General features: G+C 30.6%; 13 protein-coding genes. 8 read left to right on the top strand and 5 right to left on the bottom strand.

Annotation, left to right across the window (positions count from 1 at the left end; translation table 11 throughout):
• Positions 1-82: 82 nt before the first annotated feature.
• From LPB136_RS02595 to nadC, 5 genes are read right to left on the bottom strand one after another with little or no spacing between them, the layout of a single operon-like run.
• The gene (locus tag LPB136_RS02595) at positions 83-1,030 is read right to left on the bottom strand and encodes a YihY/virulence factor BrkB family protein (RefSeq protein WP_072554648.1); all 948 of its coding nucleotides are present in this window, start codon (positions 1,028-1,030) and stop codon (positions 83-85) included.
• Entirely contained in the window at positions 1,030-1,602 is a 573-nt protein-coding gene (locus LPB136_RS02590) for a pentapeptide repeat-containing protein (protein ID WP_072554647.1), read from the bottom strand. The genes LPB136_RS02595 and LPB136_RS02590 overlap by 1 nt, the downstream gene beginning before the upstream one ends.
• A 1-nt stretch (position 1,603) precedes the next feature.
• Positions 1,604-2,137 (bottom strand): hypothetical protein, encoded by a 534-nt coding sequence (locus LPB136_RS02585; RefSeq protein ID WP_072554646.1) that lies wholly within the window; start codon positions 2,135-2,137, stop codon positions 1,604-1,606.
• 3 nt (positions 2,138-2,140) lie between these two features.
• Complete coding sequence (locus tag LPB136_RS02580) at positions 2,141-4,240, bottom strand: M3 family metallopeptidase (RefSeq protein ID WP_072554645.1); 2,100 nt, start codon at positions 4,238-4,240, stop codon at positions 2,141-2,143.
• Positions 4,241-4,261: 21 nt separating this feature from the next.
• Entirely contained in the window at positions 4,262-5,122 is an 861-nt protein-coding gene (gene nadC, locus LPB136_RS02575) for a carboxylating nicotinate-nucleotide diphosphorylase (RefSeq protein ID WP_072554644.1), read from the bottom strand.
• Between the two features lie 64 nt (positions 5,123-5,186).
• Here nadC and rlmH point away from each other — a divergent pair, with 64 nt between their 5' ends.
• From rlmH to LPB136_RS02540, 8 genes are all read left to right on the top strand, one after another.
• Complete coding sequence (gene rlmH / locus LPB136_RS02570; protein ID WP_072554643.1) at positions 5,187-5,660, top strand: 23S rRNA (pseudouridine(1915)-N(3))-methyltransferase RlmH; 474 nt, start codon at positions 5,187-5,189, stop codon at positions 5,658-5,660.
• A gap of 13 nt (positions 5,661-5,673) precedes the next feature.
• Positions 5,674-7,797, top strand: a complete 2,124-nt coding sequence (locus LPB136_RS02565; protein WP_072554642.1) for a Tex family protein — start codon at positions 5,674-5,676, stop codon at positions 7,795-7,797.
• A gap of 25 nt (positions 7,798-7,822) precedes the next feature.
• Positions 7,823-7,969, top strand: coding sequence for a hypothetical protein (locus LPB136_RS13970; protein ID WP_158009588.1), 147 nt, complete (start codon positions 7,823-7,825; stop codon positions 7,967-7,969).
• A 169-nt stretch (positions 7,970-8,138) separates the two neighbouring features.
• Complete coding sequence (locus tag LPB136_RS02560) at positions 8,139-10,466, top strand: type IA DNA topoisomerase (RefSeq protein ID WP_072554641.1); 2,328 nt, start codon at positions 8,139-8,141, stop codon at positions 10,464-10,466.
• Positions 10,467-10,468: 2 nt separating this feature from the next.
• The gene (locus tag LPB136_RS02555; RefSeq protein ID WP_072554640.1) at positions 10,469-11,050 is read left to right on the top strand and encodes a non-canonical purine NTP diphosphatase; all 582 of its coding nucleotides are present in this window, start codon (positions 10,469-10,471) and stop codon (positions 11,048-11,050) included.
• An 84-nt stretch (positions 11,051-11,134) separates the two neighbouring features.
• Entirely contained in the window at positions 11,135-12,160 is a 1,026-nt protein-coding gene (locus LPB136_RS02550; protein ID WP_418361243.1) for a FecCD family ABC transporter permease, read from the top strand.
• A gap of 2 nt (positions 12,161-12,162) precedes the next feature.
• A complete protein-coding gene (locus tag LPB136_RS02545) occupies positions 12,163-12,960 on the top strand; it encodes an ABC transporter ATP-binding protein (protein ID WP_158009587.1) in 798 nt (265 codons plus the stop codon).
• Positions 12,961-13,022: 62 nt separating this feature from the next.
• Positions 13,023-14,063: a M28 family metallopeptidase gene (locus tag LPB136_RS02540; protein WP_072554637.1), complete on the top strand. Its 1,041-nt coding sequence runs from the start codon at positions 13,023-13,025 to the stop codon at positions 14,061-14,063.
• Positions 14,064-14,202 lie beyond the last annotated feature (139 nt).

Raw genomic sequence — 14,202 nt, 5'->3', positions numbered from 1 at the left:
CTTTAGTAGTATTACTTAAAACTAATAACTTAAAATTTAACATTTGCAATTAAAAATTGCGCCTGCAAATATCGTGAAAAAGTTATAATTTTTTAGGAGTTGTAAAAGTTTTATTTCTTCGTCTTAAACTATACAAAGAAGCGTTTAATTCGAAACCTAATAACAGAATTATTGCGTTTAGCCACACAAATAGCATTAGTATTAAAAGTGTTCCAATAGAACCGTATAATTGATTGTATGTTGCAAATTTTACAACGTAAATTCCGAATACATAAAATGTAAATAATGATAAAACAGTGGTTAAGATTGCTCCGGCAGAAAAGAACTTAACTTCCTTTCCTTGTGTGGTTCCAAAACGAAATAGTAATGATACAATGGTAAAAATCATCAATAAAAAGAGTAAACCTCTTCCCCAATAAAACAAGTTTAAATCTACTGTATCTAACCAACCAATTTTATCAATTCTTGTCAGTGCAATTTGATAATATATAATTAAAACCACCGTGACAATTAAGAATAAAACCATTAATAAAGACACGCCTAAAGAAACAAAATACGCTCTAAAAACGTTTCTAAATTCTTTTACATGATACGAATATTCAAAACCTCCAAAAATGGCATTTACGCCGTTTGTCATTAAAAACATGGAAGCTAAAAAACCAAAAGATAACAATCCACCATATTGATTGTTTATAATATCTTTAATAACTACATCTACAGCTTCAAAAGTTTTTGGCGGTAACATTTCTTGAATTAAACTAAAAAGATTGTCTTGAAATCCTTCAATTGGTATGTAGGGAATTAACGATAAAACAAACAGCATAAACGGAAAAATTGCCATAAAAAAACTGAATGCAATTCCGCCTGCACGTGTTGTTAATGCACCTTTTACAATACCAATAATGTACATTTCAATTACATCATACAAAGACATGCCTTCTAATCCAGGAATTTTAATTTTCTTGCCAAATTTCACCAAAAGGTTTACAATTGGTATTTTCTCAAGTTTGTCTTCTATTTCTTTTGTCATTACTCTATAACAATATTATAATTTAGTAAAAGTCCAACAAGATTCTCTTTACTAAACTTTGCTCCTTTTAACTTATTATTCTCTGGATTGATATTAAAATTAAACGCTGTTCTAAAATCTGATTTTTCTAAATTAGTTCGACTAAAAATGGCCAGTTGTAAATCTGATTTGTCAAAAATTGTACTTATTACATCAGTTTCCGTAAAATCTACTTCTTCTAAATTACAATCTATAAACCTAGTATTTGGCATTTTTAATTGATAAAAACTTGAATAGTTTAACTGACAATCTTTAAAACTAAATTGCAGTAAAAACGGATCTACCTCATTGAATTTTACACCAATCATTTTACAATTGATAAAGTTCACGTCTTTAAAAGCAGTGTCTTTAACAATAGTATTGCTAAAATTACAATCTATAAATTCACATTCTACAAACTGAATATTTGATGCATGAATACCTTCAAAATTACAATTTGAAAACGTACAATTATCGTATTCTCCTTTTTTGATTTTAGTTGTTGTAAAATCATTTTTTGAGTATTCTTCGCTGTCGAAATAATTGTCTGTCATTTTATTTAGGGGCAAAATCACCCATTGCATTTTTTATTTTAGTTATTAAATCAAAATCCTCAGTCTTGTGTTTTAGTATTATTAACTCAGGCCCATAAGAATTAAAAACTCCAAGAAGACCATACTTTTCATTAAACAAGATTGGTCTCGATTGATGAGATTTGCCATTTTCTTGCCAGAAAAAATAAAATGGATCCTCAGATATTCTTTTATCAACAAATACAAAACTACTATCTATAATGTGAAAACGTTCTCCATTGTAGAATAACAACTCTTTTTCTTTTTCAGAAAATTCAAAATCTATATTATATTTTCCATCAATAGAATTTACGTAATTATAAATTAAAGTGGTGTCTGTTTTAATTATTTTTAAAGAATGAATTTTTAATTTATCAAGTTCATATTTATGTAATTGATATGTAACTCTTTCCTCTTTAATAATTTTATCTGCTTGAATATTAATATCATTTGTTATTACTTTTTTACAAGAACAACAAATAACCAGAACTAATAAAAAAGCTTTAAGATATTTCATAAACTATTTTAAACCTCTCGCTTTTAACATTGGTGCAGCTTCAGGATTACGACCTGCAAAGGTTTTATACATTTCTGCATAATCCATTGTGTTTCCTTTAGATAAAACTTGCTCACGGAATTTTTGTCCGTTTTCACGTGTTAACAATCCGTTGTCTTTAAACCAATCGTACGCATCGTGACTTAACATTTCCGTCCATAAATACGAATAATAACCAGCAGCATAACCTCCGCTAAAAATATGTGCGAAATATGTAGAACGATATCTTGGCGGAACTTCATCTACATTTAGCTTCATTTTTGCCAATGCTTCTAATTCAAACTTAGCAACGTCTGTAATTTTTTCATCCGCAGAAATTGTATGCCATTTCATGTCTAAACTAGAAGAACATAAGTTTTCAATCATAGAATATCCTTGATTAAAAGTTCCTGCATCTTTTATTTTTTTCAATAATGAAGCAGGAATAACTTCTCCTGTTTTATAATGAATTGCATAATTATTTAAAACTTCAGGATGTGTAGACCAATTCTCGTTAAACTGAGAAGGAAATTCTACAAAATCTCTCGCAGTACTTGTACCAGAAATTGATGCATATTTTTGATTCCCAAATAAACCGTGTAACGCGTGTCCAAATTCATGAAACATAGTTTCTACTTCACCAAAACTGATTAATGCAGGTTCTCCTGCTGCTGGTTTAGGTGAATTACATACATTATAAATTACTGGTTTTTGATTGCGCAATTTAGATTGCTTTACAAAAGCCGACATCCAAGCTCCTCCTCTTTTACTATCTCTTGCAAAGAAATCTCCAAAGTATAAACCTAATTTACTTCCGTCTTCTTCAAACAACTCGTACACCACAACATCTGGATGATACGTTGGAATATCTGTACGTTTTTTAAAAGTGATTCCGTATAATTTAGTTGCTGCGTAAAAAACACCTTTTTCAAGAACATTTGTTACTTCGAAATACGGTTTTACTTCCTCTTCATTTAAGTCGTATTTAGATTTTCTAACTTTTTCAGCATAATGATTCCAATCATAAGGCGCTAATTTAAAGTCTTTACCTTCTTTGTTTATTTCAGCTTGAATTTCTTTTACTTCAGATGCCGCTTTTTCTAAAGAACCTGGAATTAAGTTTGTAAACATGTCAAAAACTTTATCTGGTGTAGAAGCCATAGTTCCTTGTAAACTCCAACTTGCATAATTATCAAAACCTAAAATCTGTGCTTTTTTAGCTCTTAAAGAAACCATTTTCTGGACCAATTCGCTTGTATCATACTCACCAGCATCAGATCTGTGTATCGATTTTTCAAACAATTCTTTACGTACTAATCTATTTTCTAAGGTTTGTAAATCAGGTTGTTGCGTAGTATTAATTAACTGAATTTCATACTTTCCGTCTTTCTCAATCGCTTTTATCTTTTCATCTGAAAAACCTTTTAATTTTTCTTTATCAGCAACTAGAACGCCGCCTTTTTTACTTGCGTCAAGTAATTTCTTACCAAAATCGTTAGATAAACTAGCAATTTCAGAATTAATTCCTTTTAACTGCTCTTTTTTATCTTCAGATAAATTTGCACCTGCTTTCGTAAAATTCTTATAGTATTCTTTTACTAAATGTTTAGATTCAGCATCTAATTTTAAGGTTTCTAAATTAGAATAGACGGTTTTAATTTTAGAAAACAGCTTGGTATTTAAAACAATATTATCTGAGTGATTAGAAAATTTTGGAGCTAATTCTTTTTGGTTTGCTTTAATTACATCATTTGTATGTGCACCTGCTAATCCGAAAAAGACTGCGGTAACATTGTCTAACGTTCTACTACTTTCTTCTAAAGCCAAAATGGTGTTTTCAAAAGTTGGAGCTTCTTTACTGTCAACAATCTTAGTAATAGCTTCATTTTGCAAACGCATTCCTTCTAAAATTGCAGGCATAAAATGCTCATTTTCAATTTTAGTGAAATCTGGTGTTCCGTAATCTAAAGTACTTCCAACCAATAAAGGATTTTCAGCTAAATTCATATTTCCTTCTTTTTTTGACTCTTTAGAAGCACAACTTGCAAATAATACAACTGTTGCAATTAGTATATATTTTTTCATGAAATGTGATTTTTTTATTTGTTAATCAATAGCTTTTAAGCTTAAATCTAAGTTATAAACAGAATGCGTTAACGCTCCAGAAGAAATAAAATCTACACCACACTCTGCGTATTTTCTAATCGTTTCTTCGTTAATTCCACCTGAAGATTCTGTTAAACATTTATCGCCAATTAACGCTACAGCTTTACGTGTATCTTCATAATTAAAATTGTCAATAAGAATTCTGTAAACTCCATCTACAGATAGAATTTCTTTAATTTCATCTAAACTTCTTGCTTCAACAATAATTTTAATATCTAAACCTTTATCAGCTAAATATTTCTTTGTTTTTGTAATTGCAGCTGTAATTCCACCTGCAAAATCAATGTGATTATCTTTAATCATAACCATATCATACAACGCAAAACGATGATTTTCTCCACCTCCAATTTTTACAGCCCATTTTTCTAAAGCTCTAATTCCTGGAGTCGTTTTTCTTGTATCTAAAACTTTGGTTTTTGTACCTTCTAACAAGCCCATAAAGAAAGCTGTTTTGGTTGCAATTGCAGACATACGTTGCATTGCGTTTAAAACCAAACGCTCTGCCATTAATATAGATTGAGACTTTCCTGAAACATGAAAAACAATATCTCCATATTTTACTTTTTCGCCATCATTTATAAATGTTTCTACTTGTAAATCTTTATCAACGTAAGAAAAAACTTGCTTTGCAAATGCTACACCAGCAATAATTCCTTCATCTTTAACCAATAACTTTGCTTTTCCTTGCGCATCTGCAGGAATACAAGAAAGCGATGTATGATCACCATCTCCAATGTCTTCTCTTAATGCGTTTGTAATTATTAAATCGAGTTCTGTATTAAATTGTTCTTTTGAAATCATTTTTTACTTTAATTATATGTGCTAAAATAAGACAATTTTTAATGATTAATTGTAATTTTGAATTATGAAAATCAAGTTACTTGCTATTGGTAAAACCGATGATAAAAATTTAATTCAACTTATTGATAACTATCAAAATAGATTAAAGCATTATATAAAGTTTGAATTGGAGATTATTCCTGACATTAAAAATGTGAAGAATTTAAGCGAAGTTCAACAAAAAGAAAAAGAAGGCAATTTAATTTTATCAAAGCTCCAAAATACAGATCAGTTGGTTTTGCTAGACGATAAAGGGAAACATTTTACGTCTATTGAGTTTTCTAAATATCTTCAGAAAAAAATGAATTCTGGCATTAAGCAATTAGTGCTGGTTATTGGTGGTCCATACGGATTTTCTGAAGCTGTTTATAAAAAATCTGTTGGAAAAATATCCTTATCTAAAATGACTTTTTCACACCAAATGATTCGTCTTTTTATTGTGGAACAATTATACAGAGGTTTTACAATTTTAAAGAATGAACCTTATCATCACGAATAATTTTTAGACAACAATGCAAATTCTTTCTTATATAATTCAACAGACACAATTACCTGAAAAGTCTGTAAAAAATACGCTTTCATTATTAAATGAAGATGCTACAATTCCTTTTATTTCTCGATATAGAAAAGAAATGACAGGCAATTTAGATGAAGTTCAAATTGGTGAAATAGTAAAGTTTAAAGAACTTTTTGAAGCCTTAGAAAAGCGTAAAAAAGCTATTTTAAAAGCCTTGGAAGAACAAGATGTTTTAACTGCTGAATTATCTCAAAAAGTAACCAATTCTAAAGATTTAATTGCTTTAGAAGATTTGTATTTACCTTTTAAGAAAAAACGAAAAACCAAAGCCGAAACTGCTCGTTTACAAGGTTTAGAACCGTTGGCAAAAATGATAATGAGTCAGCGAGTAAATGATTTAGAATTTACCACTTCTAAATATACTTCCAACCAAGTTGAAACTATTGAAAAAGCTTTAGAAGGTGCTCGTTTTATTATTGCTGAATGGATAAATGAAAGAACTGATATTCGTAACATTATTAGACGTGAATTAGAAAGACACGCTACGATTTCATCAAAAATAATAAAGAGTAAAGTTGATGATGAAAAAGCACAGAAATTCAAAGATTATTTTGATTTGAGTGAATCTTTAAGTCGAATTCCATCGCACAGATTATTAGCCATTTTAAGAGCAGAAAGCGAAGGTTTTATCAGAGTTAAAATTGAAATTGAAACTGAAAGAATACTTGAAAGAATAGAAAACAGAATTATCCGTTCTCAAAACGAATGTACCGAACAAATTGAATTAGCTATAAAAGACGCTTTTAAACGTTTGTTGTATCCTTCTTTATCAAATGAAATATTATCGCTTGCTAAAGAAAAAGCAGATGAAGATGCCATTACCGTATTTTCTAAAAACCTAAAACAATTACTTTTAGGCGCTCCTTTAGGCGAAAAAAGAATTTTAGCAATTGATCCTGGATTTAGATCAGGCTGCAAAGTTGTTTGTTTAAATGAACAAGGTGAATTAGAACATAACGAAAATATTTATCCGCATGCGCCTCAAAATAAATCCATAGAAGCCATTAAAAAAATTAGTTCACTAGTTGATGCTTATAAAATTGAAGCCATTGCTATTGGAAACGGAACCGCTTCCAGAGAAACAGAGCAATTGGTACAAAAAATACAGTTTAAACATACTATTGATGTTTTTGTGGTAAGTGAAGCTGGCGCTTCTATTTACTCAGCTTCAAAAATTGCAAGAGATGAATTCCCAAATTACGATGTTACTGTTCGTGGTTCGGTTTCAATTGGTAGACGTTTACAAGATCCATTAGCAGAATTGGTTAAAATTGATGCAAAATCGATTGGTGTTGGGCAATATCAACATGATGTAGATCAAACAAAATTGAAGAAATCTTTAGACACCACCGTAGAAAGTTGTGTAAATACAATTGGCGTAAACATAAATACTGCAAGTGAATCTTTATTGAGTTATGTTTCTGGAATTGGTCCAAAATTGGCAGAAAACATCGTAAATTACAGAAACGAAAACGGTTCTTTTACTTCAAGAAATGAAATAAAAAAAGTTCCTCGTTTAGGCGGAAAAGCCTACGAACAAGCGGCAGGTTTTTTAAGAATTAAAAATGGAAAAAATCCGCTAGACGATTCTGGAGTTCACCCAGAAAGTTATAATTTGGTTGATAAAATTGCCAAAGACAATAATAAAAAAGTTGCTGAATTTATTGGAAACTCTGCGTTGATAAAAGAAATTCAACTTAAAAATTATATAACAGCAACTATTGGTTTACCTACGTTAGAAGATATTGTAAAGGAATTAGAAAAACCAGGTTTAGATCCACGAGAAAAAGCAAAAGTTTTTTCTTTTGACAAAAACATTAAAACAATATCAGATTTAAGGTTAGGTCAACTTTTACCCGGAATTGTAAATAACATTACCAATTTTGGTTGTTTTGTAGATGTTGGTATCAAAGAAAGCGGCTTAATTCACGTTTCTAATTTATCTGATACTTTTGTAAAAGATGTAAACGCTATTGTTACTTTACAACAACAAATTATTGTAAAAGTATTAGAAGTTGATGTAGTTAGAAAGCGAATTCAATTGGCTTTGGTGAAGTAAATTAATAATTTCTTATCTTTATAAAATGAGCACTAAAACAGATAAAAATGATTCTTGGGATGACTTAAGTGATTCTCAAAAGGAACAAATACAACAAGAAGTTAAAGAATCAAACAAAAAGAAAAAAACCACTTGGGAAGATGTTAAAGAAAATCTTTCAAAATTGAAATAATATAAACCCAGTTTATAAATAAAAAAGCTACTTAATTAACAATATACAAATACTAATTTTAGTCCTTCATGTTTTAAAACCTGAAGGACTTCTATTTTATTAACAATCGCAAAAAGAACATCTTTAAATATATAATAATTCACTAATTTCGAATTCGAAAAAATAACCAATGAAAGTCTGTATTGCCGAGAAACCAAGTGTAGCAAGAGAAATTGCTAGTATTCTAGGAGCCAACACAAAACGTGATGGTTTTTACGAAGGAAACGGTTATGCAGTTACCTATACTTTTGGGCATTTATGCACACTTTTAGAACCTAAAGATTACAAACCACATTGGAAAAGTTGGGATTTGAACAACTTACCAATGCTTCCAGAACGTTTTGACACCAAAGTTACTGGAGATGCAGGAATAAAAAAACAATTCAATATTGTAAAAAGTCTTTTTGAAAAAGCAGATGTAATCATTAATTGTGGGGATGCGGGAACAGAAGGAGAACTCATTCAGCGTTGGGTAATTAACCAATGTAATTATAAAGGAGAAGTACAACGTTTATGGATTTCTTCGCTTACAGAAGAAGCTATTAAAGAAGGTTTTAAGAACTTAAAACCTGCTGAACAATATGATAACTTATATTACGCAGGATTCTCCAGAGCTATTGGAGATTGGCTTTTAGGCTTAAACGCAACTCGTTTATACACCGTTAAATTTGGTGGTTATAAACAAGTTTTATCCGTTGGTAGAGTGCAAACTCCTACGCTGGCAATGTTGGTAAATCGTTTTAAGGAAATCCGTGATTTTAAACCACAACCGTACTGGGAACTTCAAACTACCTATAGAAATACACTTTTTAATTACGAAGATGGTCGTTTTCTAAAACAAGAAGACGGACAAGTTTTAGCCAATAAAGTTAAAGAATCAGATTTTGAAATTGTTTCTGTTACTAAAAAGAAAGGAAAAGAATACGCACCAAAACTGTTCGATTTAACTGGTTTACAAGTGTATTGTAATAATAAATTCGGATTTTCCGCGGATGAAACCTTAAAAATGGTTCAGAAGTTATATGAAATGAAAGTAGTAACCTATCCAAGAGTTGATACTACTTTCTTACCAAATGATGTATATCCGAAAGTTGCAGGTATTTTATCTAAATTAACGAACTACAGCAAACTTACCGAACCACTTTTAGGTAGTAAAATAAAAAAATCGAAACGTGTTTTTGATGATAAAAAAGTAACAGATCACCACGCAATTATTCCTACCGGAATTCAAAGTAATTTACAGTACAACCAACAACAAGTGTACGACATCATAACAAAACGTTTTATTGGTGTTTTTTATCCAGATTCAGATGTTTCTAATACTTCTGTAATTGGTAAAGCTGCAGATGTTCCTTTTAAAACAACAGGAAAAGAGATTATAAATAAAGGTTGGCGTGTTGTTTTTGAAACCGAAGAAAGTAAGATTAAAAAGGAATTAAATCAACAATTAACCTTGCCTTCTTTTGTAAAAGGTGAAAAAGGAACGCACGAACCTTCCTTTTTAGAAAAGGAAACCAAACCACCAAGAAATTTTACAGAAGCAAGTTTATTACGCGCCATGGAAACTGCAGGAAAGCAAGTTGACGACGATGAAATGCGCGAATTAATGAAGGAAAACGGAATTGGAAGACCTTCAACTCGTGCAAGTATTATTGAGACGTTATTCCGAAGAAAATATATAGAACGTAAGAAAAAATTGGTTTTACCAACACAAACCGGAATCGATTTAATTAATATTATTGATAACGAGTTATTAAAATCTGCTGAATTAACTGGTCGTTGGGAAAAACGTTTAAAGGAAATTGAAAGAGGCGATTTTAACGCAGGAACCTTCATTAATAATATGAAGAAAATGGTGGACGAATTGGTGTATGAAGTGCGTTCTAACACTTCTAAAAAGAGAATTTCTGCTGTCACTTCGAGCGCAGCCGAAAAGTCTAACAAGATTTCTCCAAAAAGTCGAAATGACAAAAAGAAAAAACAAGTTGCAGGTAAAACCTGTCCGAAATGTAAAAAAGGACACATTTTAAAAGGCTCTTCTGCTTTTGGTTGCTCAGAATATAAAAACAATTGCGATTTAAAAATTCCGTTTGAAATTTACGGTAAAAAGGTTTCTGAAAATCAGATTATACGTCTAATTGATAAAGGTTGTACAACCAATTTAAAAGGTTTTAAAACTGATGCTGGTAAAGTTGAAGGTTTAATTAGATTTGATGATAATTTTAGTTTAAAGCTGGAGCAAAAACAAGCTGTCATTTCGACGAAGAATGAGGAGAAATCTAATAAAATATCGTGTCCTAAATGTAAAAAAGGAACTATTTTAAAGGGAAAAACTGCTTATGGTTGTTCTGCTTATAAAACAGGTTGCGATTTTGTTTTTACCTTTGAAAACATTAAAAAAATGGCAAACGGGCAGCCTTTAACTAAAGAATTGGTTTTAAAAATTATATCTAGTTAAGTATGAAATTAGTTTTCGCAACAAACAACCTAAATAAATTAGCTGAAGTTCAAAAAATGCTACCAAATTCAATAGAATTATTGAGCTTAAAAGACATTAATTGCTTTGATGAAATTGAAGAAACTGCAACTACTTTAGATGGAAATGCAAAAATTAAAGCAGATTATATTACACAAAAATTTGGCTATAATTGTTTTGCGGATGATACTGGTTTAGAAGTTGAATCCTTAGACAATAAACCTGGTGTGTATTCTGCTCGTTATGCTGGAGAACCTTCAAATTCTGAAAATAACATGCAAAAATTGATTTCAGAATTAGAAAATAAAACCAATAGAAAAGCACAATTTAGAACTTCAGTTTGCTTAAATTTAAATGGCAAACAGTTTTTATTTAACGGAATTTGTAAAGGTGAAATTCTATCCAAGAAACAAGGCGAAAAAGGTTTTGGATACGATCCTATTTTTAAACCCCAAGGTTTTGACAATTCTTTTGCTGAAATGTCTTCCGAAGAAAAAAATAAAATTTCGCATCGGGGAATTGCAATTAAAGAGTTGGTAGATTTTTTATCAAATTATAAATCTTAGATTTGTCATTCCTGCGAAGGCAGTAATCCAAACAAACTTAAAATAGATTCCTGCTTTCGCAGGAATGACAGAAGATTGAAAACAATACAAAAAACATATTCTAAACACTTCATTTTATTAGCAGTTTTACTGTTAGTATTCTTCTTTGTGAATATAAGTTTTGGGTCAGTTTCTATTCCGTTTGAGGATATTTTAAAAAGTTTATCTGGCGGCAATCCAACAAAAGAAAGTTGGCAAACCATTATCTTAAATTTTAGATTACCAAAAGCAATTACAGCAATTTTAGTAGGTTCTGGCTTATCAATTTGTGGTTTATTAATGCAAACATTGTTTAGAAATCCGCTAGCAGGACCTTTTGTTCTAGGAATTTCTTCAGGTGCAAGTTTAGGTGTTGCTTTATTAATTTTAGGCTCAAGTGTTTTTGGCGGAGTCTTTTTATCTTTAGCTTTTTCTAATTGGGCAATTGCTATTGCCGCAAGTTTAGGTGCTTTTTTAGTGCTTTCCGCAGTAATTATTACCGCAAATAGAATTAGAAATACCATGTCTATTTTAATAATCGGATTAATGTTTGGGTCTTTAACTTCCGCAGTTATATCAGTACTCGCCTACTTTAGCGAAGCTGCCCAAATTCAGCAATATATGTTTTGGAGTTTTGGGAGTTTAGGCAATCTAACTTGGAATGAAATACTTGTTTTTGCAGCTATTTACTTAATCGGAATTACCGCAACCTTTTCAATCATAAAACCTTTAAACAGTTATTTATTAGGTGAAAACTACGCGAAGAGTTTAGGAATCAATATCAAGAAAAGTAGAAATATCATTTTATTAATTACTAGTTTGTTAACGGGAGTTATCACTGCTTTTTCTGGACCAATTGCATTTGTTGGCTTGGCAGTTCCGCATATTGCAAAAATGGTGTTTTCAACATCAAATCATAAAATATTATTACCAGCAACAGCATTAATTGGTGCAATTGTTTTACTAATTTGCGATTTAATTGCACAGTTGCCAACAAGTGAATTTACACTTCCAATTAACGCAATTACCTCATTATTTGGAGCGCCAGTTGTTATTTGGTTATTAGTTAGAAAAAAGAAAATATTCGTTTAATTTTGAAGGATTCAAAAAAACATATCGTTCTTAAAACTGAAAACTTAGCTATAGGTTATCAAACAAAAAAGCAACAAACTGTTATTGCTTCAGAAATTAATGTAGCTATTGAAAAAGGCAAATTTGTTGCACTCTTAGGTAAAAACGGAATTGGAAAATCTACTTTATTAAGAACACTTTCTAAAGTTCAAAATCCGTTAGTAGGAAAGGTTTTTATCAACCAAAAAAATATTTCAGAATATACAAATCAAGAATTAGCAACTACGTTAAGCTTAGTTTTAACTGAACGACTACCAGAAAGTCAATTAACTGTTTTTGAATTAATTGCACTTGGTAGACAACCCTATACAAATTGGATTGATACTTTATCGGAAATAGATATTCAAAAAGTAAACACAGCAATTGAGCAAACTGAAATTGAGCATTTAAAATCCAAACGTTTTTACGAATTAAGCGACGGACAATTACAACGTGTTTTAATTGCAAGAGCTTTGGCGCAAGACACAGAAATTATCATCTTAGACGAACCAACTGCACATCTAGACATTCATCATACCATAAAAATATTTTCGCTTTTAAAGAAGTTAGTAGAAACAACACAAAAAACAATTTTAATTTCTACACACGAAGTAAATTTGGCAATTCAATTAGCGGATGAATGTATTTTACTAACGGAAGACACAATTTACAGTGGAACTTCTGAGGAATTGATAAATAAAAATGCATTTGATACATTATTCCCTAAAAAATTAATTCATTTTAACAAAAATTTAGAACAATTCGTCATTAAGAAGAATTAAATTTGACACTTAAGTAACTAAAAGTTACATTTAACCAAGTAAATTAAACGCAACAAAACAACATGAAAAAATTATTATACTCAGCTTGCGCATTGGCTTTTATGGCATGTGGATCTGGTAAAGAAGCATCAAAATCAGACAACGATGCAAACGTAGATCAAGCACAAAAATACGCAGCTACAATTACAGCTAAAGATTTAGGAAATCACCTATTTGTATATGCTTCAGATGAATTTGAAGGAAGAAATACAGGTGAACCTGGACAGAAAAAAGCTGTTGAGTATTTAAAAAACTTCTATGTAAACCAAGGAATTAAATCTCCAATTGGTGGTGATGATTATTTTCAAGAAGTTCCTGCAGAATGGTTAAACAAAAACGCAAGAAGAGGAAAATTAAAAGCTTCCGAAAATGTAGTTGCTTTTATTAAAGGAACTGAAAAGCCTGATGAAATTGTAGTTATTTCTGCACATTTAGATCATGAAGGTATAAAAAATGGAGAAATCTATAACGGAGCCGATGATGATGGTTCTGGAACAGTTGCAATGTTAGAAATTGCTGAAGCATTTAAAAAAGCTGCTGATGCAGGAAAAGGCCCAAAACGTTCAATGTTATTTTTACACGTAACTGGTGAAGAAAAAGGATTATTAGGTTCTAAATACTATTCTGAAAACCCACTTTTTCCTTTAGCAAACACAGTTACCGATTTAAATATTGATATGATTGGTAGAGTTGATGCAGCTCACAAAGGAAATCCAAATTATGTATATTTAATTGGTTCAGATAAATTAAGTACAGACTTACACAACATCTCTGAAGCAGTAAATAAAAAATATACAAATGTAGATTTAGATTACAGATATAATGCTGAAGACGAACCAAATAGATTCTATTACCGTTCTGATCATTATAACTTTGCAAAACACGGTATTCCAATTATATTTTACTTTAATGGAACGCATGCAGATTACCACAAACCAAGTGATACACCAGATAAAATTAACTACGAAATGTTAGAAAAACGTACGCGTTTGGTTTTCCATACTGCTTGGGAAGTTGCTAATAGAGAAGCTCGTATTGTTGTTGATGGAGTTGAAAATAGATAGTATTTTTAGGAATTTAGAATATTAGATTTATAGAAATAAAAGCCTCGCTTTCGAATATCGGAAGCGAGGCTTTTTATGTAAAATAGGGTTTTTAACCTCTTGATTTTCAATATAAATAATAATATTTTTGTTGTAAATC

It is taken from the genome of Tenacibaculum todarodis, assembly GCF_001889045.1.
Lineage (GTDB): Bacteria > Bacteroidota > Bacteroidia > Flavobacteriales > Flavobacteriaceae > Polaribacter > Polaribacter todarodis.
The sequence above is the reverse complement of the archived record's forward strand: the minus strand, read 5'-3'. Positions and strand labels throughout refer to the sequence as shown.